This is a genomic window from Streptomyces sp. NPDC034084, from assembly GCF_055575535.1.
In genome coordinates this window covers 289,873-312,371 of record NZ_JBVISK010000008.1, presented here as the reverse complement: position 1 = coordinate 312,371, position 22,499 = coordinate 289,873, and the positions used below count along the sequence as shown (strand labels likewise).

General features: G+C 72.0%; 18 protein-coding genes, 1 tRNA gene and 1 riboswitch. Of the genes, 4 read left to right on the top strand and 15 right to left on the bottom strand.

What is annotated here, in order from left to right; all coding sequences use genetic code 11:
* Window positions 1–5 precede the first annotated feature (5 nt).
* Window positions 6–90 (bottom strand) — tRNA-Leu (locus ACZ51I_RS28120).
* 403 nt (window positions 91–493) lie between these two features.
* Between ACZ51I_RS28120 and ACZ51I_RS28115 the strand changes: the two genes are divergently transcribed.
* Window positions 494–1,264 carry an ABC transporter ATP-binding protein gene (locus ACZ51I_RS28115; protein ID WP_389227975.1) on the top strand — a complete coding sequence of 257 codons (771 nt, stop codon included), beginning with the start codon at window positions 494–496 and terminating at the stop codon, window positions 1,262–1,264.
* A 49-nt stretch (window positions 1,265–1,313) separates the two neighbouring features.
* A complete protein-coding gene (locus ACZ51I_RS28110; RefSeq protein ID WP_468881201.1) occupies window positions 1,314–3,848 on the top strand; it encodes an ABC transporter permease in 2,535 nt (844 codons plus the stop codon).
* Window positions 3,849–3,910: 62 nt separating this feature from the next.
* On the opposite strand, the gene ACZ51I_RS28105 is transcribed toward ACZ51I_RS28110, so the two are convergent.
* The 9 genes from ACZ51I_RS28105 to ACZ51I_RS28065 all read right to left on the bottom strand — a co-directional run bounded on the left by ACZ51I_RS28105 (window position 3,911) and on the right by ACZ51I_RS28065 (window position 14,612).
* Window positions 3,911–5,209, bottom strand: coding sequence for a class I SAM-dependent methyltransferase (locus tag ACZ51I_RS28105; RefSeq protein ID WP_468881199.1), 1,299 nt, complete (start codon window positions 5,207–5,209; stop codon window positions 3,911–3,913).
* A gap of 193 nt (window positions 5,210–5,402) precedes the next feature.
* Window positions 5,403–6,788 carry an NAD(P)/FAD-dependent oxidoreductase gene (locus ACZ51I_RS28100; protein WP_468881196.1) on the bottom strand — a complete coding sequence of 462 codons (1,386 nt, stop codon included), beginning with the start codon at window positions 6,786–6,788 and terminating at the stop codon, window positions 5,403–5,405.
* Between the two features lie 370 nt (window positions 6,789–7,158).
* Window positions 7,159–8,073, bottom strand: coding sequence for a Ppx/GppA phosphatase family protein (locus ACZ51I_RS28095; RefSeq protein WP_468881193.1), 915 nt, complete (start codon window positions 8,071–8,073; stop codon window positions 7,159–7,161).
* Window positions 8,070–8,675, bottom strand: a complete 606-nt coding sequence (locus ACZ51I_RS28090; protein ID WP_468881190.1) for a DUF501 domain-containing protein — start codon at window positions 8,673–8,675, stop codon at window positions 8,070–8,072. Before ACZ51I_RS28090 ends, ACZ51I_RS28095 begins: the two co-directional genes overlap by 4 nt.
* Before the next feature lie 27 nt (window positions 8,676–8,702).
* Window positions 8,703–9,173, bottom strand: coding sequence for an FtsB family cell division protein (locus ACZ51I_RS28085; protein ID WP_468881187.1), 471 nt, complete (start codon window positions 9,171–9,173; stop codon window positions 8,703–8,705).
* A gap of 228 nt (window positions 9,174–9,401) precedes the next feature.
* The gene (gene eno, locus ACZ51I_RS28080; RefSeq protein WP_468881184.1) at window positions 9,402–10,688 is read right to left on the bottom strand and encodes a phosphopyruvate hydratase; all 1,287 of its coding nucleotides are present in this window, start codon (window positions 10,686–10,688) and stop codon (window positions 9,402–9,404) included.
* Between the two features lie 338 nt (window positions 10,689–11,026).
* Entirely contained in the window at window positions 11,027–11,755 is a 729-nt protein-coding gene (locus ACZ51I_RS28075) for a transglycosylase family protein (RefSeq protein WP_468881181.1), read from the bottom strand.
* A gap of 3 nt (window positions 11,756–11,758) precedes the next feature.
* A riboswitch (cyclic di-AMP (ydaO/yuaA leader) is annotated at window positions 11,759–11,932 on the bottom strand.
* Window positions 11,933–12,190: 258 nt separating this feature from the next.
* A complete protein-coding gene (locus tag ACZ51I_RS28070) occupies window positions 12,191–13,168 on the bottom strand; it encodes a transglycosylase family protein (protein WP_468881178.1) in 978 nt (325 codons plus the stop codon).
* 160 nt (window positions 13,169–13,328) lie between these two features.
* Entirely contained in the window at window positions 13,329–14,612 is a 1,284-nt protein-coding gene (locus ACZ51I_RS28065; protein ID WP_468881175.1) for a cytochrome P450 family protein, read from the bottom strand.
* A gap of 85 nt (window positions 14,613–14,697) precedes the next feature.
* Here ACZ51I_RS28065 and ACZ51I_RS28060 point away from each other — a divergent pair, with 85 nt between their 5' ends.
* Window positions 14,698–15,906: a globin domain-containing protein gene (locus ACZ51I_RS28060; RefSeq protein WP_468881172.1), complete on the top strand. Its 1,209-nt coding sequence runs from the start codon at window positions 14,698–14,700 to the stop codon at window positions 15,904–15,906.
* Between the two features lie 4 nt (window positions 15,907–15,910).
* On the opposite strand, the gene ACZ51I_RS28055 is transcribed toward ACZ51I_RS28060, so the two are convergent.
* The 3 genes from ACZ51I_RS28055 to ACZ51I_RS28045 all read right to left on the bottom strand — a co-directional run bounded on the left by ACZ51I_RS28055 (window position 15,911) and on the right by ACZ51I_RS28045 (window position 18,610).
* Window positions 15,911–16,882, bottom strand: a complete 972-nt coding sequence (locus ACZ51I_RS28055; RefSeq protein ID WP_468881169.1) for a nucleoside triphosphate pyrophosphohydrolase — start codon at window positions 16,880–16,882, stop codon at window positions 15,911–15,913.
* 19 nt (window positions 16,883–16,901) lie between these two features.
* Entirely contained in the window at window positions 16,902–17,552 is a 651-nt protein-coding gene (locus tag ACZ51I_RS28050; protein ID WP_468881166.1) for a SurA N-terminal domain-containing protein, read from the bottom strand.
* A gap of 80 nt (window positions 17,553–17,632) precedes the next feature.
* Window positions 17,633–18,610, bottom strand: a complete 978-nt coding sequence (locus ACZ51I_RS28045) for a glycosyltransferase family 2 protein (protein WP_468881163.1) — start codon at window positions 18,608–18,610, stop codon at window positions 17,633–17,635.
* Window positions 18,611–18,736: 126 nt separating this feature from the next.
* On the opposite strand from ACZ51I_RS28045, the gene ACZ51I_RS28040 reads away from it, so the two are divergent.
* Window positions 18,737–21,163 carry a YfhO family protein gene (locus tag ACZ51I_RS28040; protein ID WP_468881160.1) on the top strand — a complete coding sequence of 809 codons (2,427 nt, stop codon included), beginning with the start codon at window positions 18,737–18,739 and terminating at the stop codon, window positions 21,161–21,163.
* Here ACZ51I_RS28040 and ACZ51I_RS28035 read toward each other — a convergent pair.
* Window positions 21,108–21,638, bottom strand: coding sequence for a GNAT family N-acetyltransferase (locus ACZ51I_RS28035; RefSeq protein ID WP_468881157.1), 531 nt, complete (start codon window positions 21,636–21,638; stop codon window positions 21,108–21,110). The two genes, ACZ51I_RS28040 and ACZ51I_RS28035, sit on opposite strands and share 56 nt — an antisense overlap.
* Entirely contained in the window at window positions 21,635–22,378 is a 744-nt protein-coding gene (locus tag ACZ51I_RS28030) for a DUF2625 family protein (protein ID WP_468881154.1), read from the bottom strand. Before ACZ51I_RS28030 ends, ACZ51I_RS28035 begins: the two co-directional genes overlap by 4 nt.
* Window positions 22,379–22,499: the final 121 nt, after the last annotated feature.

Below are 22,499 nucleotides of genomic sequence, written 5' to 3'. Positions count from 1 at the left end.
AACCGTGGTGCCCGGAACCGGACTCGAACCGGTACGGCCCGAAGGCCAGCGAGGTTTAAGCTCGCCGTGTCTGCATTCCACCATCCGGGCGTCGCCGCGAAGCTCCGCGTTGGCACATGAGCCTATCGGGACGGTTTCCCCCGATCAGCTGAACGCCAGCCCGATGTTGTCTTATTTTATTGAGGTCTGAGGGTGCGTCAGTGCAGGTGAGGGCCCTTTCGTCAAACTGTGACGGGGGTCGCAGGCGCAAAGCCGCACCCCCTGGAATGACGAAAAGTCGTCGCACTTCTGTCACCTCCGCCGGAGGGCCCGCCGGGCCCTCCGCGCGGGGGTGACTCTCAGGGCCGCCGTCATACCTCAGGAGGAGGATCAGGGCCCCCGGTCAGACTCGAGACTGCCCCGGGAACGGGCACGTGGACGGACGACCCGGGCCGGAACGCTCGACACGATGGAGGGGTTCCCGCATCACCGTCGCAGTGACAGGAGTCCTCCCGTGACCACCACCCCCACCGTGTCCCGCGCCACCGCGGTGGCCGCCCGCGCCACGGATCTCTCGAAGGTCTACGGACACGGCGAGACCCAGGTGGTCGCCCTCGACCGCGTCAGCGTGGACTTCCGGCAGGGCGAGTTCACCGCGATCATGGGCCCCTCCGGCTCCGGCAAGTCGACGCTCATGCACTGCGTCGCCGGCCTCGACTCCTTCTCCTCCGGCTCGGTCCGGATCGGCGAGACGGAGCTCTCCACCCTGAAGGACAAGCAGCTCACCCAGCTGCGCCGGGACAAGATCGGCTTCATCTTCCAGGCCTTCAACCTGCTGCCGACGCTGACGGCCCTGGAGAACATCACGCTGCCGATGGACATCGCGGGCCGCAAGGCCGACAAGCAGTGGGTCCAGCAGGTCATCGACATGCTCGGGCTCTCCGGCCGGCTCAGCCACCGCCCGTCCGAGCTCTCCGGCGGCCAGCAGCAGCGCGTCGCGGTCGCCCGTGCCCTCGCCTCCCGCCCCGAGATCATCTTCGGCGACGAGCCGACCGGAAACCTGGACTCCCGCTCCGGCGCCGAGGTCCTCGGCTTCCTGCGCAACTCGGTACGGGAGCTCGGCCAGACCGTCGTCATGGTCACCCACGACGCGATGGCCGCCTCCTACGCGGACCGCGTGATCTTCCTCGCGGACGGCCGGATCGTCGACGAGATGCTGCGCCCCACGGCGGACGGCGTCCTCGACCGCATGAAGGCCTTCGACGCCAAGGGCCGTACGAGCTGAGCCCCGAACCGCCCCTGCCCGCCGCCTTCTGAAACTCCAGGACACACCCATGTTCCGTACCGCCCTGCGCAACGTGCTCGCGCACAAGGCGAGACTGCTGATGACCGTCCTCGCCGTGATGCTCGGCGTGGCCTTCGTCTCCGGCACCCTCGTCTTCACCGACACCCTCTCCCAGGCCTTCCGCAACCAGTCGGCCAAGAGCTACGACGACGTCGCCGTCGCCGTCAGCCTGCACCCGACCGAGGAGGAGGCCCGCAAGACCCCCGGCCTCTCCCAACGGGACGTCGACAAGGTCGCGAAGCTCGACGGCGTCGCCTCCGTCACCCCCCGCGTCGACGGCTTCGCCGGTGTGCCGGACAAGAACGGCAAGCTGATCGGCCTGGGCTGGGCCAACAAGGGCACCAACTTCGCCCCCGGCAAGGACGGCAAGGACTCCGCGTACACCTTCACGGCCGGCGACGGCCCGGCATCGGCCGGCCAGATCGCCCTCGACAAGGACACCGCCGACAAGGGCGGCTACAAGGTCGGCGACACCGTCCGCGTCGCCACCAACGCCCCGGTGAAGGAGTACACCCTCTCCGGTGTCTTCACGACCGAGGACGGTGCCGTCAACGCGGGCGGCAGCCTCGTCGTCTTCGACGGCGCCGTCGCCCAGAAGCTCTACCTGAAGCCCGGCTACTTCACGGACCTGGCGGTCACGGCCGACTCCGGCACGAACGCCGACAAGCTCCTCGACGAGGTCCTGAAGGTCGTCCCGAAGGCGGCCACCGCCCAGACCGGGCAGGCCCTCGCCGACCAGCAGGCCAAGGACATCGAGGCCGGCATGGGCGCGCTCAACCAGGTCCTCCTGGGCTTCGCGGGCATCGCGCTCTTCGTCGGCGTCTTCCTGATCTCCAACACCTTCACCATGCTGGTCGCCCAGCGCACCAAGGAACTGGCCCTGATGCGCGCGGTCGGCGCCTCGCGGAAGCAGATCACCCGCTCCGTCCTCGCCGAGGCCGGTCTGGTGGGCCTGCTCGCCTCCGCCGTCGGTTACGTCCTCGGCATCGGCCTCGCGGTCGGGCTCCGCTCGGCCATGAGCGCCTTCGACCTCAAGGTCCCGGACGGCGACCTGGTCCTCGGCGCCGCCCCGGCCCTCGCCGCGTTCGGCGTCGGCGTCCTGATCACGATGCTCGCCGCCTGGCTGCCCGGCCGCCGCGCCGCGAAGATCCCGCCGGTCGCCGCCATGAGCAGCGTCCACGCCACCGCGAGCACCAAGTCGCTCGTCGTGCGGAACTCCATCGGCGCCGCGCTCACCGCGCTCGGTGTCGTCCTGATCGTGCTCGGCGCCGGCCAGGGCGGCGACGAGGGCCGCATGTACATCGCGGGCGGCGCCTTCCTCACCCTCATCGGTGTCATCGTCCTGATCCCGATGCTGTCCCGGCCCGTCATCGCCGTGCTGCGCCCGCTCTTCGTGAACGTCTTCGGCGTCTCCGGCAAGCTCGCCGGCCTGAACGCGGTCCGCAACCCGCGCCGCACCGGCGCCACCGCCTCCGCCCTCGCCATCGGCCTGACCCTCGTCACCGGTCTCTCGGTGCTCGGCGCCACGGTCGGCACGGCCCTGGACAAGGCGACGACCGACCAGATCAAGGCCGACTACATGGTCACGATGGCGAGCGACGGCGGCAGCCTGAGCCAGGAGGCCCTGACCGCCCTGGAGAAGGCGCCCGGCGTGACGGCCGTCTCCCCGCAGCAGGCCGGCGCGCTGGAGATCAAGGACAAGTTCGTCTCGGCCTCCGGTGTCACCCCCGGCGCCATCGAGAAGGTACTCAGGCTCGACGTCGTCAACGGCTCGATGGCCTCCCTCGGCCAGGGGCAGATCGCCGTCGACAGCAAGACCGCCGAGAAGCGCGGCCTGAAGGTCGGCGCCACCGTCCCGGTCGCCTTCATGGACAAGCAGAAGGCCACGCTGAGGATCGGCGCGATATACGAGAGCAGCGACTTCGTCTCGCCCGTCCTCATCGACAAGAAGGTGCTCGACGCCCACGAGCAGCAGCCGTACATCCCGCAGATCTTCGTCAAGACGGACGGCGGCGCCTCCGTCGCCCACGCCAAGGCCCTCTCGCAGGCCATGGGCGACAACCCGGCGATCGCGGTGATGGACCACAAGGACATCCGCGACTCCTTCGGCGGCCCCATCAACATGATGCTGAACATCATGTATGGCCTGCTCGGCATGGCCCTGATCATCGCCGTCCTCGGTGTCGTCAACACCCTCGCGATGTCCGTCTTCGAACGTCAGCAGGAGATCGGCATGCTGCGGGCGATCGGTCTCGACCGGCGCCGGGTGAAGCGGATGGTCCGTCTGGAGGCCGTCGTCATCTCGGTGTTCGGCGCGGTCGTCGGCATCGTCCTCGGCTCGTTCCTCGGCTGGGCCATCGGCGAGACGTTCAAGAACAGCCTGCCGGGCTACGCCCTGGTCCTGCCCTGGGACCGGATCGGGCTCTTCCTGGTCCTGGCCGCCCTGGTCGGCGTCCTCGCCTCCCTGTGGCCGGCCCGGAGCGCGGCGAGGCTGAACATGCTCTCCGCGATCAAGGCCGAGTAGGTCCCGTACGACAGCGAAGGGCCGGTCCCCACGGGGGGGGGACCGGCCCTTCCGTCCGTGTGTCAGACCTTCTCGTTCCAGACGCGCGGCCGCAGCGCCGTGCCGCTCGCCCCCGACGCCGGGGTCTTCACCGCGAGGAACTGGTTCACGCCGATCCGGTTGCGCTCGAACGAGACCGCGGAGGCCGCCATGTAGAGCCGCCAGATCCTCGCCCGGCCGGGCGAGGTGAGCCGGACCGCCCGGTCCCAGTCCGCCTCCAGGTTCGCCACCCAGCGGCGCAGCGTGAGCGCGTAGTGCTCGCGGATCGCCTCCACGTCCCGGACCTCGAAGCCGGCGTCCTCCAGGGTCGTCAGGGTCCGTCCCATGGGGGCGAGTTCACCGTCGGGGAAGACGTACGCGTCGATGAAGACGTCGACCTCGTAGGCCTCCTCGTCGGGCTCGGGGCGCCGGGAGATCTGGTGGTTCAGGAGCCGCCCGCCGGGCTTGAGGAGGCCGTACAGGGTGTCGGCGTACTCCCGGTACTTCACGGCGCCCACGTGCTCGGCCATGCCGATCGAGGAGATCGCGTCGTACGGGCCGTCGGCGACGTCCCGGTAGTCCTGGACCCGGATCTCGATCAGGTCGGTGAGGCCCTCGTCGGCGATCCGTTTGCGGGCGTAGGCGGCCTGTTCGCGGGAGAGGGTGACGCCGACGACCCGCGCGCCGTACTCGCGGGCCGCGTGGATGGCCATGGAGCCCCAGCCGCAGCCCACGTCGAGGAGCCGGTCGCCCTCCTTCAGGTTGAGCTTGCGGGCGATGAGGTCCAGTTTGTCGCGCTGGGCCTCCTCCAGCGTCCCGTCCTCCGTCCAGTACGCGCAGGAGTAGACCATCGAGGGGCCGAGGACCAGCTCGTAGAAGTCGTTGCCCACGTCGTAGTGGTGACTGATCGCCTGCTTGTCACGGCGCTTGCTGTGCCGGCTGCCGCTGCGGCCGCGGATCTCCTCGGCCGGGGGCGGCGGCGGCAGGGGCGGTCCGGCGAGCCCCAGCAGGGAGCGGGCGGCGGCGCGGAGCTTGGGATCGCGTACGGACTCCAGCAGGCCCCTCGTCTCCTCGCCCCGGTCCCACAGAAGGCCCGAGAGGCGGTCCAGGAGGGCGTAGAGATCTCCCTCGACGTCGATCTCCCCGGCCACCCAGGCGCGGGCCAGGCCCAGTTCGCCGGGCTTCCAGACGAGCCTGCGCAGGGCTCGGCGGTCGCGGACGATCAGGACGGGGCCGCCGATCGGGCCGGCCTCACTGCCGTCCCAGGCTCGCAGACGGACCGGGAGCGGTTCCCCGAGGAGTTCCTCGGCGAGAGTCGTCAGCCGCGACGCGGCGTCGGCCATGGTGCACACCTCCGTGATCTTCGTACCCCAGAAATGCTCGTGACCAAGGGAACACCGTCAGTAGGCGTTCGCAGTCCCGGCACAGCGCAACGAGTCGGCAAAACACGCGAAGGGCCGTCCGCACCACGGATGGCGGACGGCCCTTTTACGGCCTTGCGTGTACGTGCGCGCACGTACGGGGTACTGCGGGGTGTTACGAGGCCTTCGCCTTCTCCTGCGCCGGGGCGGCCGGCGCCGGGGCGGGCTTGGCCGCCTCGTAGAACTCCTCGCGCGGCGTCTCGATGGCGCCGAGGGAGACGACCTCACGCTTGAGGAACATCGCGAGGGTCCAGTCGGCGAAGACGCGGATCTTGCGGTTCCAGGTCGGCATCGCCATGCCGTGGTAGCCACGGTGCATGTACCAGGCGAGACGGCCCTTGAGCTTGATCTTCACCTTGCCCATGACGATCATCGCGACGCCCTTGTGCAGACCGAGTCCGGCCACGGCGCCCTTGTTGGCGTGGCTGTACTCCTTCTGCGGGAAGCCGCGCATGCCGGCCACCACGTTGTCGCCGAGGACCTTGGCCTGGCGCAGCGCGTGCTGGGCGTTCGGCGGGCACCAGGCGCGCTCGGCCGGGACGCCGGCCTTGATCGCGGCCAGGTCCGGGACCTGGGCGTTGTCGCCCGCGGCCCACACGTAGTCGAGGCCGTTGACCTGGAGCTTCTCGTTGCAGTCCACGTGGCCGCGGGGGCCGAGCGGCAGACCGAAGCGGGAGAGCGCCGGGTTCGGCTTCACACCGGCGGTCCAGACGATCGTGCTGGAGTCGACCTCGAGGCCGTTCTTCAGCACGACGTGGCCGTCGACGCAGGAGTCCATCGAGGTCTCGAGGTAGATCTCGATACCGCGGCTCTCGAGGTGCTCCTTGCCGTACTGGCCGAGCTTCGGGCCCACCTCGGGGAGGATCTTGTCGGCCGCGTCGACCAGGATGAAGCGCATGTCCTCGCGCGACACGTTCTGGTAGTACTTCGCGGCGTCGCGGGCCAGGTCCTCGACCTCGCCGATGGTCTCCGCGCCGGCGAAGCCGCCGCCCACGAAGACGAAGGTCAGCGCCTTGCGGCGGACCTCCTCGTCGGTGGTCGAGTCGGCCTTGTCGAGCTGCTCGAGGACGTGGTTGCGCAGGCCGATGGCCTCCTCGATGCCCTTCATGCCGATGCCCTGCTCGGCGAGGCCGGGGATCGGGAAGGTGCGGGAGACCGCGCCCATCGCGATGACCAGGTAGTCGAACGGCAGCTCGTACGCCTCGCCGACGAGCGGCGCGATCGTGGCGACCTTGCGGTCCTGGTCGATGGTGGTGACCCGACCGGTGAGCACCTCCGCTCCGCGGACGACGCGTCGCAGCGGGACGACGACGTGGCGCGGCGAGATGCTGCCGGCGGCGGCTTCGGGGAGGAAGGGCTGGTAGGTCATGTACGACCGCGGGTCGACGACCGTGACGGTCGCCTCCGCGTAGCGCATCTTCTTGAGGATGCGCCGAGCCGCGTACAGGCCTACGTACCCGCCTCCTACTACGAGGATCCTGGGACGCTCCGTGGTGCTCATGGGATCGAGTATCCACCCCTCTGGAGGGGGGTGCTCGTGCGCCCCTTCACAAGCTCTCCGGGTACCTCTGCTACACTGCGCCGCCCACGTGATCCACGTCATGGTGCTGCAAAGGAACCGGGGTGCACTGGTGAACGTTGTTCACCCCTCGTGAACTGGCCTGGAGAGCCCCCGTTAACGCTGAAGCGGAGCCCCGCTTCACACGATGGAAACATCGAGCGAATCGCCCTCCACGCCTGCGAAAGGGCCCCGGGACACCCCTCGGAGGGCCCAATGACCCTCTTCGGACTCCATCGGGGCCCTTTTCCTTGTGAAGAACTTCACGAACGTTCTCCGACAGGCTGTCGGCGGAGGGGTCGATAGCCGCCCCCTATGCGACGGATAGAGCGATCCCATCGAGAATGTCGTGCTCGCTGACGACGACCTCGCGGGCTCCGACGCGCTCCACGATCTCCCTCAGGACGAGTGCCCCGGCGATGATCACGTCCACCCGGCCGGGGTGGATGACGGGGATCGCGGCCCGCTCGTCGTGGGTGGAGGCGAGGAGCCGCTCGGTCACCTCGGCGACCTGGGCGGCGGAGATACGGGAGTGGTGGACCTTCTCGGAGTCGTACTCCGGGAGCCCGAGGGCGATCGCGGCGACCGTGGTGACCGAGCCGGCGAGGCCGACGAGGGTCTCGGCCGTGTCGATCGGCACGGTCCCGGCGGCCAGGTCGAGCGCGGTACGGACGTCGGCGCGGATCGCGGCGACCTCCTCGGCGGTCGGCGGGTCGTGGCGGACGTGCCGCTCGGTGAGCCGCACGCAGCCGATGTCGACGGAGCGGGCGGCCTCGACGTGCTTGTTGCCGACCACGAACTCGGTGGAGCCGCCGCCGATGTCCACCACCAGGCGCCGGTCGTCGCCCTGCAGTTCACCGGTGGCGCCGGTGAAGGAGAACGCGGCCTCCTGGTCACCGGTGATGACCTCGGGCTCGACGCCCAGGATCTCCACGACGCCGTTCACGAAGTCGGCGCGGTTCTCGGCGTCGCGGGAGGCGGAGGTGGCCACGAAGCGGAGCTTCTCGGCGCCCAGCTCCTCGATGACCCGGGCGTACTCGCGGCAGGCCGCGAAGGTCCGCTCCAGGGCCTCGGGGGCGAGCCGGCCGGTCTTGTCGACGCCCTGCCCGAGCCTGACGATCGTCATCCGCCGGTCCAGCTCGATCAGCTCACCCGTCTCCGGGTGGACGTCGGCGACCAGGAGGCGGATGGAGTTCGTACCGCAATCGATTCCGGCGACCCGGGTCACTGGGCGCCCTCCTCGTCGATCGGCTTGAAGGCGAAGTGGCCGTCCGCGTCACCCTGGACCGTCCAGCCGTCCTCCTCCTTCTTCTCCGCGCACGGCGTCACACACGGCCCCTTCGCCCACCACTCCGGCAGCATCGCGAGGGCCTCGTCGCCGAACGGGTTCACGCCCGGGCCGGCGGCCAGCGAGTGGCCGACGAGGACGTGCAGGCACTTGACCCGGTCCGGCATGCCGCCGGCGCTCGGGAAGCCCTCCAGGACCTCGATGGCGTCGCGGCGGGCGATGTAGTCCTCGTGCGCGGCCCGGTAGGCGGCGGCGAGCTCCGGGTCGGTGGCGAGCCGGGCCTGCATCTCCTTCATGACCCCGTTGGCCTCCAGGGTGCCGATGGCCGAGGCCGCCCGGGGGCAGGTCAGGTAGTACGTGGTCGGGAACGGCGTGCCGTCGGGGAGCCGGGGCGCGGTCTCGACGACGTCCGGGTTGCCGCACGGGCAGCGGTGCGCGATGGCGCGCAGGCCGCGGGGCGGGCGGCCGAGCTGGAGCTCGAAGGCGGCGATGTCCGTCGCGGTGGGCTCGGTGCGTTCGGTCTGCGGAGGGGGCGTTTCCATGTCTGCCTTGTTCGTGTCGCGGAGGGATCAGGGACGGTCGGCGTGGTCGACGCCGTCCCAGAGGTTGTCGTACCAGGGGCGGTCCGCCGCGCCCTGGTCGGCGCGGGGCCGTTGCTCCGCGTCGGGGTCGTTCACGGTGAAACCGGTCTCGCCGGGGAGCACGTAGTGCAGGTGCTCGCGGGCGAGGCGGCGGACGTAGGCCGGGTCCCGAAGGCGCGCCTTCTCGTCCTTCAGCTCCTCGACCCGCCGGGCGGCCTCGGCGGCCCGGCGCTCCTGCTCGGCGATCTCGCCCTGCTGGGAGACGTAACTCCGCATCGGATAGGCGAGCGCCACGACGAGGGAGCAGACCACGAGGGCGAGGAAAGCCGCGCGGCCGGTGAGCCGGGAGCGGCGCGCCTGACGGCGGGTCTGGGAGCGGTAGACACGGGCGGCCGTCTGCTCGCCGAGCAGCCTGATCCGGGTCGCGGTCGAGAACCGGTCCCGGTCCTTCGCGGCCATGTCGTGTCGCCTCCCCTGTTCACGCGGACGTCCCCGCACACGGTACGGGACCGAGTACGGGGACGTACGAAGGAGCGTGGGTGTCAGCCCTTGCCCCTCTTCATCAGTTCGCAGAGCGCTGTACCTGATCAGATCGCAGGGCGCTGTGCCTGATCAGTTCGCAAGGCGCTGTGCCTGATCAGTTCGCAGGGCGCTGTGCCTGATCAGTTCGCAGCGCGCTGTGCCTGATCAGTTCGCAGGGCGAAACCGCGGGAACGCGCTGCGGCCGGCGTAGACCGCGGCGTCGTCGAGGATCTCCTCGATGCGCAGGAGCTGGTTGTACTTGGCGACGCGCTCGGAGCGGGCCGGGGCGCCGGTCTTGATCTGGCCGCAGTTGGTGGCGACGGCGAGGTCGGCGATGGTGACGTCCTCGGTCTCGCCGGAGCGGTGCGACATCATGCACTTGAAGCCGTTGCGCTGGGCGAGCTCGACGGCGTCCAGGGTCTCGGTCAGCGAACCGATCTGGTTGACCTTGACGAGCAGGGCGTTGGCGGTGCCCTCCTCGATGCCGCGGGCCAGGCGCTCCGGGTTGGTGACGAACAGGTCGTCGCCGACGAGCTGCACCTTGGCGCCGAGCTTGTCGGTGATGACCTTCCAGCCGGCCCAGTCGTCCTCGAACAGCGGGTCCTCGATGGAGACCAGCGGGTACGCGGAGACGAGCTCCTCGTAGTACTCGGTCATCTCGGCGGCCGAGCGGGACTTGCCCTCGAACTCGTACGAGCCGTCCTTGTAGAACTCGGACGCGGCGACGTCGAGCGCCAGCGCGATGTCCTTGCCCGGGACGTAGCCGGCCTGCTTGATGGCCTCCAGGATGAGGTCCAGCGCCTCGCGGTTGGAGTCCAGGTTCGGGGCGAAGCCGCCCTCGTCGCCGAGGCCGGTGGACAGGCCCTTGGTCTTCAGGACGGCCTTGAGGGTGTGGTAGACCTCGGTGCCCCAGCGGAGGGCCTCGGAGAAGGACTCCGCGCCGATCGGGGCGATCATGAACTCCTGGATGTCCACGTTGGAGTCGGCGTGCGACCCACCGTTGAGGATGTTCATCATCGGAACGGGCAGCAGGTGCGCGTTCGGGCCGCCCAGGTAGCGGAAGAGGGGGAGGTCGCTGGCCTCGGAGGCGGCGTGCGCGACGGCGAGGGAGACGCCGAGGATCGCGTTGGCGCCGAGCGAGCCCTTGTTCTCGGTGGCGTCCAGGTCGAACATGGCCTGGTCGATCAGGCGCTGCTCGGTGGCGTCGTAGCCGACGAGCTCCGGGCCGATCTGCTCGATGACGGCGAGGACGGCCTTCTCGACACCCTTGCCCTGGTAACGGTTCGGGTCACCGTCGCGAAGCTCGATGGCCTCGAACGCACCGGTGGAGGCGCCGGACGGAACAGCAGCACGGCCGGTGCTGCCGTCGTCGAGGCCGACCTCGACCTCGACCGTGGGGTTGCCTCGGGAGTCCAGGATTTCCCGGGCTACGACGACGTCGATGGACGGCACGAGCATCTCCTTCTGGGATGTGACGCTGGATGTGACGCAAGGTCGGTGCAGGGTCGCTTGGCCTTGCGACAAGAGCCTAACCGGCTCGGGGGCTCCCGCCCGCCGTGCGCCCGCCCCCTGGGACGAAAAAGGACCCAAGGGCACGCATCTCGGGAGGAAGGGCCCAAGATCTACTGGACGGTAACCGTCGACGCGTCCACCGAACCCGGGATCCGTCCCTCTATACGGGGGAACCCCGGTCCGGCGCGCACGGGGGAAGGGCGCGCCGGACCGGGGTGGTCACCGCGGGAGGGTCGTCGGGGCCGCGTGAGCCGCCGGACTCACGCGAGCCGCCGGACTCACTTCAGGTGGAGCTGCTGACCCGGGTAGATGAGGTCGGCGGTGTCGACGACGTCCTTGTTCAGCTCGAAGAGCTTGGCCCAGCCGCCCTTGACGCCGTGCGCCTGGGCGATCTTGCTGAGGGTGTCGCCGGTGACGACCTTGTACTCGCCGTCACCCTTCTTGACCTTCTTGCCGGTCGGCGTGGTGACGGTCTTCTTCGCGGCGGCCTTCGGCGCGGCCTGCTGTGTGGCCTGCTTCGGGGCCTGGCGCTGCTGGCTGCGGGTGGTCGGCTGCTCGGTCTCGCGCTGCTGCGGGGCGGCCTGCTGGGGCGCGCTCTGCTGCGGGGCGCTCTCGGCGGCGCCGCCGTCGTAGGAGGCACCGGAGAGGCCGACGCCGCAGTTCGGCCAGGCACCCTTGCCCTGGCCGGCCAGGACCTTCTCGGCGACGGCGATCTGCTGGGACTTCGACGCCAGGTCGGCGCGCGGGGCGTAGGCGGTGCCACCGAACGCGGCCCAGGTGGAGTTGGTGAACTGCAGGCCGCCGTAGAAGCCGTTGCCGGTGTTGATGGACCAGTTGCCGCCGGACTCGCACTGGGCGACGGTGTCCCACTCGGCGGAGGTGGCGGCCGAGGCGGCGCCCGCGGTCAGCAGCGGGGCGGCGACGGCGACACCGGTGACGCCGACGAGCGCGGCGACCTGGGCGGTCTTGGAGGGACGGCGGTGTTTGCCCTTGACGGAAAACAGCATGGGAATTCTCCTCACCGACGCCTGTGAGGTGAGCTGTCGGGTTCGGGCCGGAAAGTTGCCCGGCCGCGTGTCCTAGCACGCGGCTTCACCCCAAGCCGGTCATCGGCCGTCTGTCTCGACGGCCGGGACCGGCACTTACCTTGGGTCCCCCACTCCTGCCTTCGGCGCTTGCGCGACGACTGTTCCCGACGGCCGACGGCAGGATTCGGCGTTTCGGTCGACGGGGCCCGCGGTGGCGAGCGGTGACGACCGTAGACACAGACCCACCGGAAGTTCAAAGAGGCGCATTGCGGAAATATCGCCCCTGCTTGCCCTCCGGTGGGCGGTATTTATGCAGGTGAGAGGTGACAGAAGCAGAGTTAGCGGACGTGACACGCCAGTTGGGACGAAGAGACCCATGTCTCACTTGCCCAGAACCGGACATAAGCCCTCGAACTAACCGGCTGCCGACGCCGAATCCACCGTCAGGTCGAGGCTCTGACCAGGCAGGATGAGGTCCGGATCGGCGCCCACCGTCTGACGGTTGGCGTCATAGAGGGCCGTCCAGCCTCCGGTGAGTTCGTTCTGCCGCGCAATGCCGGACAAACTGTCACCCGGCCGCACGGTGTACTCGCCCGAAGCGCCCTGACTGTCCGTTGCGTCCGGATTCTTCACTTCGTCAGTCACGGGCGTGGCGTCGACGGCTTCGACGGGCTTGTCCGTACTCGACGCATGTCGACCGGCTTCGGCCGAGCTGTCCGGCTTGCCGGATTCCTCCGGAGCGGCCCCACCCCGGTGCTTGCCCGTCCCGGGCGTGGCCGACGGCGCGTCACCCTTCGGCATGTCGGGCGATTCCGGCGTACCGGGCGTAACGGACGCGTCGGGCGCCTTGGGTGAGACCGGGGCCGCCGACTTGGTGGGCGTGACCGGCGCGGCCGGGGTGGCGGAGGCCGCCGGAGCCGAGGGCGCGGCGGGGGCGGCCGGCGTGGCGGACCGGGTCGGCACCGAGGCCGCGCCCGTGGCGGTGGAGGCGGCCGGAACGCCCGCGGTGCGGTCGGACTCGGGGAGCGGCCCGGTGGGGGCCGTGGGGACGACGGACGGGCCGGGGTTCACGCCGGTGGCTCTGCCGTCGTTCGTCAGGCCGGCGATCGGGGCGCAGGTGGCCCACTCGGTGCTGCCCTGGGCGAGCGCCTTCTCGGCCACCGCGATCTGCTGGGCGCGGCTGGCGAGGTCAGGGCTGGGCGCGTACGCGAGACCGCCGTGCCGCTCCCAGCTGTCCTGGGTGAACTGGAGTCCGCCGTACATCCCGTTGCCGAAGTTGGCGCTCCACTGGCCGCCGGACTCGCACTCGGCGACCCGGTCCCAGGTGGCGGCGTCGGCGGCGGAGGCGGATCCGGTGGCGAGCAGCGGCAGCGCCATGGCGGATCCGGTCACGCCAGCGGCGACGACGAGGGCAGGGGCCTGACGGGGGCGACGGTGTCGTCCGTTCCCGGAACGCATAGGAGCGCCTTTCGCGTGACGGCTGAGACTGCCGGGAAACGTAGCGGCATTCGAACGTCCGTCACAAGTCGATCGCCCCGCGATCACGTGAAGATCACATTTCTGATCGACCGTCAGCAACCAGGAGTGGTACGGAGGGGGAGAACTCCACCGGAAGCGTGCGCAAACCGCGCATGATGAGCCCCCCGCGCCACCGCAGTTCGTCCGGATCGGCGGCAAGTCGCAGGTCCGGCAGGCGGGTCAGCAGGGTCGCCAGCGCGGTCTGTCCTTCGAGGCGGGCGAGCGGCGCGCCCAGGCAGTAGTGGATGCCGTGTCCGTAGCCGAGGTGCTGGTTGTCGCGCCGGGCGAGGTCGAGGGTGTCCGGCCCGTCGAACCGCTCGGGGTCCCGGTCGGCGGCGGCGAGCACCACGAGCACCGGGTCGCCCGCCGGGATCTCCTGCCCGCCGATGGTCAGCGCCCGCGTCGCGTACCGCCAGGTCGCCATCTCCACGGGCCCGTCGTATCGCAGCAGCTCCTCGACCCCGGTCTCCAGGAGCCCGGTCTCCCCGGCGGCGAGCGAGGTCTGGAGCCGCGCGCGCTGCTCGGGATGCCGGAGAAGTGCGTAAAGCCCGTTTCCCACCAGATTGACGGTCGTCTCGAAGCCGGCGAAGAGAAGGATGAACGCCATCGCGGCGGCCTCGTTCTCGGTGAGGTGCTCGCCGTGGTCGGAGGCCTTGATGAGCCCCGAGATGAGGTCGTCCCCCGGCTTCTCCCGCTTGCGGTGGATCAGCTCGGCGAGGTAGCCGCGCATCTTCTTCACCGACCGGGCGACCCCGCCGCGCGGCCCCCCGCCGTGCCGGATCATCATCCCGGCCCAGTCCCGGAAGTCGTCCTGGTCCTCCTCCGGCACCCCGAGCAGGTCGCAGATCGCGTAGATGGGGAGCGGGAAGGCGAACTCGTGGATGAGGTCGGCGCTCCCCCGCTCCACGAAGGAGTCGATGAGCCGGTCCGTCAGCTCCTGCACGCGCGGCGCGAACTCCGCGACCCGGCGCGGGGTGAAGGCCTTCGAGACGAGCCGCCGCAGCCGGGTGTGGTCCGGCGGGTCGATGTTGAGCAGATGCGTCATCAGCTCGGCCTTGCGCTCCCCCGGGATGCCCGTCTTCCCCTTCGCGTGGGGGGACTCGTCGTGGTGCGCGGGGTTCTTGGAGAGCCGCTGGTCGGCGAGGGCCTGCCGGGCGTCGGCGTACCGGGTCACGAGCCAGGCCTCGACCCCGCTGGGAAGCGTCGTCCGGTGGACGGGTGCGTGCTCCCGCAGCCAGGCGTAGGCCGGGTAGGGGTCGCTGGCGAACTCCCAGGTGAAGAGGGCGGGAGCGGGGGCGGGGCCGGGGGTCGTACTCACGCCACGACCGTACAGGGCGGCTCCGGAGGAGTGTTCGGGGAGAAGTTGTGATCACCCGCGCGGCTGGTGCCCTACATTCGTGCCGGTGGATCTCCAGCTGCTCAGAAGCACGTTCGCGGTCGTCGAGAGACGCGCCGAGCACGCCGTCACGTTCTTCTACGCGCACCTCTTCCGGCGCAACCCGGGGATGCGGGAGCTCTTCCCCGAGGACCTGCTCCCCCAGCGGGACCGGCTCTTCGCCGCGCTCACGCGTGTGGTGACCCAGCTGGACTCCCCCGGGCTCGCGGGGTACCTGGGGCGGCTGGGCCGCGACCACCGCAAGTTCCTCGCCTCCCCCGCGCTGTACGCGGCGGTCGGGCAGAGCCTGCTCGCCGCGTTCGCGCACGCCGCCGGCGCCGCCTGGACGATCGAGGCGGAGAAGGCCTGGGGCGAGGCGTACGGGCACATCGCCGGACTCATGATGGCGGGCGCCGACGCGGCGGCCGCGGCCGGGGAGCCCGCCTGGTGGGACGCGGACGTCGTCCGGCACGAGCGGTACGCCGCGGACCTCGCCGTCCTGACCCTGCGCCCCCGGCAGCCGCTGCCCTTCCGCGCCGGCCAGTACGTCGGCGTCAGCTCGCTGCGGGTCCCCCGCGTCTGGCGCACCTACTCCCTCGCGGACGCGCCCCGCCCGGACGGCACGGTGGAGCTGCACGTGAGCCGGGTCGCGGGCGGTGCGATGAGCACGGTCCTGGTCGAGGAGACGGCACCGGGCGAGGTGCTGCGGCTCAGCGCGCCGGGCGGCGGGCTCACCGCGCGGACGCCGCCGGGCGGACTGCGCACCTATATATGCGGGGGTACGGGCTGGGCCCCGGTGCGGGCGCTGCTCGCGGAGGCCGCCGAGACCGAGCCGGAACTCGAAGGCCGGCTGTTCGTGGTGGCCCGCGCCAAGGAGTATCTCTACGGGCGCGGGGACGCCGAGCTCCTGGGGAAACGCCTCCCCGGCCTGAACGTCACCTACATCACGGCCGCGCCCCGCCGGCCCGAGGAGCAGGCGACCGAGCGGCTCCTCCAGGCCTTGCGGGCGTGCGTCCACTGGTCCTCGCACGACGTGTACCTCGCCGGGCCGCCGGTCTTCGTGACGGAGGTCGCCGAGGCCCTGGAGGAGCTGGGCACCGACCCGCGGCGGATCCACCACGACACCCTGCCGCCCGTGGACCGCTTCGCCACCCGCCCGGCCACCGCCGCCGAACGCCTCCTGGCCCCGCCGGCCCCGCTCTGGCACGACCCGGACGCCCGGGCGCCCCGCGCCTGACGCCTCAGGGGGTGCCGGTCAGCCCCTCCGCCGCCCGGATCGCCTCCCGGTACGTGCGGGCCGCCGCCCGCAGCGCCGCCTCCGGGTCCACCCCGGACGCCTCGGCGCGCGCGGCGAGGGCGAGCAGTTCGTACCCGATCCCCTCGCCCGCCGGGAGCTTCACGTCGAGGCCCGCCGAACGGACCCGCCCCGCGAGCTTCGCGGCGAGCGCGAGCCCCGGCTGCCCGAGCGGCACCCCGTCCGTGACGGACTCCCGCCGCTTCTCGATCGCCTTGGTGCGCTGCCAGTGGGCCCGGACGTCCTCGGGGGTCTCGGCGACCGCGTCCCCGAAGACGTGCGGGTGCCGGTGGATCAGCTTCTCGGCGAGCGCCCCGGCGACGTCGTCCAGGGAGAACGGTTCCTCCGCGTCCTCCTCGGCGATCCGGGCGTGGAAGACGACCTGGAGCAGGACGTCCCCGAGCTCCTCGCGCAGCTCCCGCCGGTCACCCGTCTCGATCGCCTCGACGAGCTCGTACGCCTCCTCGATGGCGTACTTGGCGAGCCCCCGGTGGGTCTGGCTCGAGGTCCAGGGGCACTCGCGGCGGACCCGGTCCATGATCTGCACGAGATCGATGAGGCGGGCGCCGGGCAGGTCGTACGAGCCGGGCAGCAGTTCCAGGTCGGGCATGGACACCCGGCCGGAGCCGGCGAGCCGGGCGAGGCCGTCGGTCAGCGCCCGGTCGCCCTCGCCCGAGGGCAGCAGCAGGACCGTGCGGCCCCCGGCGCAGGCCTCGACCAGCTCCTCGGCCGTGGGCCGGGCGTGCTCGACCGCGACGCTGGCCTCCCGCAGGTACGGCAGCTGGGGGTGGTCCTCGTCGGGGCAGAGCACCCGGTCGGCTCCGTGCAGCGCCTGCCAGGCGGGCCAGGACAGCAGTCCGGGGGCCACGCGGTGGCTGGCGGTGAGCAGAACGATGCGGCCGGGGCTCTCAGAAGTCACCCCTCGAACCTACCTGGGCTCAGGCGCCGGACGGGACGGCGGCCGGGTCCTGGCTGATCTGGCGGAGCCAGGGCGCGCCGCCGGAGCCGGTGTCGAGCCGGACCTGGGCGTCGTCCCAGCGGCCGTAGCGCGGGTTCACGTCGATGGCGAGGGCCTTGGAGGCGGCGGAGAAGACCTCCGTCAGCTTCTTCTGGCCTGCCGCGTCGTCGGTGACGCCCAGCTTCTCGGCGATCTTGTTCATCAGGACGTTGCGGCGGACGAAGGCGTCGATCTGGTCGGGCGCCACGCCCTGCTCCTGGAGGAGGACGGCCGCGAGCTGGTCCTCGCCGCCGCCCTGGCGGACGAAGGAGGCCCGGGTCCGCTGGAGTTCGGCGCGGGTGACGGTGACGCCCTGGTCCCGGGCGACCTTGTCGATGACCCGGTCGAAGATCATGACGTTGAGTTTGCGGCGGTTGAGGTCGCCGGTCGCCGCGACCAGCTGGGCGGACTGCGGCGAGGCCGCCTGCGCGGCCCGTACGTCCTTGACCTGTGCCTGGAGGCTGGAGACGTCGATCCGTTCGCCGCCGACGACGGCCGCCGCTCCTGGGTGGGCGTCACTGCCGCAGGCGGTGAGCAGCGGGGCCGCGGCGAGGAGTGCGGCGGAGACGGCGAGTGCGGTGCGGCGGTGCAAAGGAGCCTCCCGGGCTGGTCGTGCGTCAGTGGAACGACCTTGCGGTGATCGATGGTAGGGAGTCGCCGGGGCCGGAGCCACTACTTCGGAGCGACTGTTTCCCACAACGACTCACCCGTCACCGGGGTGTCGGCCCGTACCGCGTGCGTCTCGGCCACCAGATAGTGCGGCCGGCGCTTCACCTCGTAGTAGATGCGTCCGACGTACTCGCCGATCAGTCCGGCCATCACCATCTGCACGCCGGCGAGGGCGGTGACGGCGACGAGGAGGGTGACGTAACCGGGGGTGTCGACGCCGTTGACCAGCGCGTCTCCGACGATCCAGGCCGCGTACCCGAGGGCGGCGACGGTGAGGAGGAGGCCGAGGTGGACGGCGGCCCTGAGGGGCTTGTTGTTGAAGGAGAGGAGCCCGTCGAGGCCGTAGTTGAGGAGCTTGCCGAAGGTCCACTTGGAGCGGCCCTGCTCACGGACGGCGTTCTCGTAGGAGAAGGTCGTGGTGCGGAAGCCGACCCAGGAGAAGAGGCCCTTGGAGAAGCGGTTGTACTCGCCGAGGCCGAGGACCGCGTCGACGGTGCGCCGCGACAGCAGCCGGAAGTCGCCGACCCCGTCGACCAGCTCGACGTCGACGAGCCGGTTGATCGCCCGGTAGTAGAGGCGGGCGGTGAGGGTACGGGTGACCCGGTCCCCCTCGCGGGTGCGGCGGGCGACGACCTGGTCGTACCCCTCGGCGTGCAGGGCGACCATGCGGTGGACGAGCTCCGGCGGGTGCTGGAGGTCGGCGTCCATGATCACGACGGCGTCGCCGCCGGCGTGCCGGAGCCCGGCGAGCATCGCGGCCTCCTTGCCGAAGTTGCGGCTGAAGGAGAGGTACCGGACCCGGTCCGGGTCGCGGCCGGCGAGCGCCCGGAGGAGCGGGAGGGTCCCGTCGCGACTGCCGTCGTCCACGTAGACCAGCTCGAAGTCTCCGTCGAGACGGGAGAGTTCGGCGGTCACGCGGTCGTGGAAGCGGGCGAGGACGTCCTCCTCGTTGAAGCACGGGACGACGATCGAGAGCAGCACGCGGACCACGACAACGGAGCCCGGTGTCCCGGCCGGTCCGGGTGGATGGCGAGCAGGCGACCATCGCGTGAACGGGCCCGCCGGACCCGTCGTCTCCCGCGCGGGCGCTGGCATATTCGACCCGTCATGCCGAAAACCACGCGCTCGTCTCTGCTCGCCGCCCTGCTCACCGCCGTCGCCGTCTGCGGCGGGGACGCCGTCGCCCGGGTGTTCCCCTTCGGGCCGCGCCGCCGCGCCGTCAACGACCTCGCCAACCAGTTCGTGCCGTTCCACGCGCACCTGTGGGACCTGCTGCGCGGCCGGGCGGACGGCGGGCCGCTGCTCGACTGGCAGGGCGGCTGGGGCACGAGCTTCCTGCCGGACTACGGCACCTACCTGTCGAGCCCCTTCGCACCGCTGGTCGCGCTCTTCCCGCGCGGCGACATCGAGTACGCGGTGTACGGGATCACCGTCCTGAAGACGGCGGTCGCGGCGGTGGCGATGACGTTCCTGCTGCGGCGCCTCGGCCCGACCGGAGCGTGGTGGTGGGCGGCGGTCCTGGGCGCCTCGTACGCGCTGTGCGGATGGTCGCTCGCGGAGGGCACGTACAACCCGATGTGGCTGGACGGTCTGATCGCCTTCCCGCTGCTCTGCCTGGTGGGCGAGTGGGCACGGGAGGGGCGGCGGCCGCTCCTGGCGCCCCTGGTCGTGGCGGTCTGCTGGCTCGCGAACTTCTACACGGCGTACATGGCCACCCTGGGCGCCGCCCTGGTGCTCCTGGTCCGCCTGGCGGTCACGGACTCCTTCCGCGTACGCGTCCTGGCGCGAGCGGCGCTGACGGCCGGGATCGGCGTCGGCCTCGCGGCCCCCGTCCTCGTCCCCGTCTTCCTCGGCTCCCGGCACGCCCACCCGGGTGTGGTGCGGGACTTCGCCCCGGCGGCCGGTGCGGACGTGCTGGCCCGGCTGCTGCCGGTGACGTACGGCTTCGCGACCCCGGCGGCCTTCGTCTGCACGGCGGTGCCGCTGCTCGCCGGGGCGCTGCTCTTCCGCCGGGACGTGCCGGGCCGGGAACGGTGGCTGTGGGGCGGGCTGTGCGCGGCGGTCGCGGTGTCGATGCAGTGGGGCCCGACGCATCTCGTCTGGCACGTCTTCGCCACCCCGAACGGCAGCCCGTACCGCCAGACCTTCGTCCTGTCCGGCGTCCTCGTCATCGCCGCCTGGACGGGCCTCGCGCACGGCCTCCCGGACCGCAGGTCGCTCCTCGGCGGGGCGGCGGTCGTCCTCGCCCTCGCGGCCGGGGCCCTGCCGAGCCCCCTCCTCACCCCCTGGTCGCTGCTGCTCGCGGCCCTGGGCCTCGCGGCGGTGGCCGGCGCGCTCCTGCTCCCCCGCCGGGACCGGTACGGGCTCGTCGCCGCGCTCCTGGTGACCGGGACGCTGCTCGGGCAGGCGGCGGCGACCACGGCGTACGCGGACCGGGAGCGGCTCGCCCGGCTCGACGACTACCCGCCGTGGGGCGCGGAGCACGAGCGGCGGGCGGCGGCCCTGGCGGCGGCCGACGGCTGGCCCGCGTACCGCACGGACCCCGGGCTTCCCCGGGTCGCGGGCAACGACCCGCTGCTCCTGGGCGGTCAGGGCGCCGCGTACTACAGCAGCCACACCCCGGCGGTCCTGACGGAGACGCTGGCCGCGCTGGGCGGCGGCTGGACCTCGCGCGGCCGGAACCTGCTGAGCCTGGACAACCCGGTGACGGACGCGCTGTTCGGGGTGGGCGCGCGCTGGCGGGACGGCGAGGTCGTACGGACGGACACGTACCTCCCGCTGGTGACGGTACGGCCGCCGGGCCCGCCGCCGGTCTACGGCCCGTCGCCCTTCCGCAACCAGGAACTCCTGCTCGGCGCCCGGGTGTACGGGCCCCCTCACGCGGGCGCGTGCCCGGTCGGTACGGAGGTCTTCCTCTGGGCCCCGGACGCGACGGGCACGGCCCGCCTCGGCGACCACGAGACCCGGCTCCTGGGCGGCGGTCCGAAGCGGCGTGCGGCCCTGACCTCGCTGGGCGTCCAGCGCGTGCCCGGCCTGAGACCGGACCTCCCCGGGCCCGGTGAACTCGGCTGCCTGGACCACGACCGGCTGCGCGCGGCGGTGACGGCGCTCCGCGCCCACGCGGCGACCTCGGTCCACGTCACCCCGGACGGCATACTGGCCACCCTCCCGCCGGGCTTCACGGGCACGGCGGTCGTGGCGGCCCCGCGCATCGCCGGCTGGCACTGCGAGAACGCCGCCCCCGTCCCGTACGGCGGCCTCCTCGCCGTCCCGGCCGGGAGGGAACTCTCCTGTTCCTTCCGCCCCCCGGGCCTGCGTGCGGGCCTGGCGGCGGGGGCGGTGGCGGCCCTTGGCCTCGCGGGCATGGTCCTGGCGGGGCGCCGGGCGGTCAGGAGCGGGCCGCGCGCCCGGCGGAACCGATCGACGTCCAGCCCGGCGGGCTCGCCGTCCACGAACCGGAGGAGGAACGTCTCCGCGCTCACGGCCGCAGCTCCCAGCGGATCTCCCCGTCCTGTTCCTCGTCCGTCGGCGTGAGGCCGGCCGCGCGGGCGACGGCGGCGGAGGCCGTGTGCTCGGGGTGGATGTGGGCGACGACGGTACGGACGCCCCGCTCCACGAGGAGCCCGACGAGCCCCTCGGCCGCCTCGCGGGCGATCCCCCGCCCCTGCCAGTCCGTACCGGTCACCCAGGCGACCTCGGCGGTCCGTCCGCCCTCGGTGACCGTCGCCTGCACGGTCCCGGCGAGCCGGTCCCCGGCGCGGAGCCGCACCACCCAGTTGCACCAGAGGACCGCCGGGTCCGGCGATCCGGCGACCAGCCGCTCGTACCGGACCCGCAGCTCGGGCGCGGTCAGCGGGGCGCCCCCGGTGAAGGTGTGCAGGGCGGGGTCGGCGAGGACCCGGGCCATCTCGCCGGCGTGCGCGACGGCGAGCGGCACGAGGTCGAGGCGCCCGGTCCGTACGGTCACGCCCGCGAGGGGCTCCGCGCCGTCCCGCTGTTCGTTCCTCACGCGTCGACGTCCCCCAGGAAGCCCGGGTCGGTCCCGTCGAGCTCCAGGGCCGTCTCCCGTTCCAGTCCGAGCAGCTGCCCCAGGGGGACGACCGCGCGGCTGGTCGCGGCCAGGTCCCGGTGGGCCTCGGCGGACCACAGGGGAGGATAGAGGCTGAGCCCCTCCCCGCCGGTCATCCCGGGCACCTCGTCCCGCCAGCCGGGCCAGCGCAGCCCCTCGTAGAACTCCTCGGTGCCCCCGGCGAGCACCCACGACAGCCAGGCGCCGTACCCCGCGCCGATCGCGTCCCAGCGCAGCGAGTCGGGCGCGAAGTACACCATCTCGCCGGGGCGGCCGGGCAGTCCGGTCTCCTCCTCCGTACCGCCCCGGACGGCGAAGGTCCCGCCGAGCACGTCGTGGGCGACGACGAGTCCGGCGGCGGGCCGACGGGCGGGGTCGGGTTCGGCGGGGTGGCCGTTGACCCGGGCGAGGCCGGGCAGGCGCCGGTCGTTGTGGGCGGCCGGGCTGCCGTACACCCGCAGCCAGCCGCCGTCGACGAGTGCCCCGCCGGTGCGGAACAGGAACGCCCCGAGGTACGAGCCGACGGTGACCTGCGTCCGCAGGAGCGTGGCCGCCGCCCGGCCGGGGTCGGCGGCCAGCACCTCGACGGGCACCCTCGCCGCCCGCAGCTCCGCTTCGAGCTGCGGCCACGCCGGCTCGTCGACCCGGGTCAGCTCGCTCAGTTCACGCGGTTCTCGCACCCGGGCATCGTCGCACGCCGTTCTCCGTCGACCGGCGGCACTTCGGGGGCTCCCGCGCAGGAGCCGGAGCCGCCGGCTCTCCGGCTCCCTGCCCGCCGTGGCCGCCTGACCAGCACCGACG

Coding starts and splice junctions, on each gene's coding strand:
- ACZ51I_RS28090 (WP_468881190.1), bottom strand. CDS start 8,675: ATGGAAACGCCCCCTCCGCAGACCGAACGCACCGAGCCCACCGCGACG.
- ACZ51I_RS28100 (WP_468881196.1), bottom strand. CDS start 6,788: ATGAGCACCACGGAGCGTCCCAGGATCCTCGTAGTAGGAGGCGGGTAC.
- ACZ51I_RS28040 (WP_468881160.1), top strand. CDS start 18,737: ATGCCGAAAACCACGCGCTCGTCTCTGCTCGCCGCCCTGCTCACCGCC.
- ACZ51I_RS28110 (WP_468881201.1), top strand. CDS start 1,314: ATGTTCCGTACCGCCCTGCGCAACGTGCTCGCGCACAAGGCGAGACTG.
- ACZ51I_RS28075 (WP_468881181.1), bottom strand. CDS start 11,755: ATGCTGTTTTCCGTCAAGGGCAAACACCGCCGTCCCTCCAAGACCGCC.
- ACZ51I_RS28085 (WP_468881187.1), bottom strand. CDS start 9,173: ATGGCCGCGAAGGACCGGGACCGGTTCTCGACCGCGACCCGGATCAGG.
- ACZ51I_RS28105 (WP_468881199.1), bottom strand. CDS start 5,209: ATGGCCGACGCCGCGTCGCGGCTGACGACTCTCGCCGAGGAACTCCTC.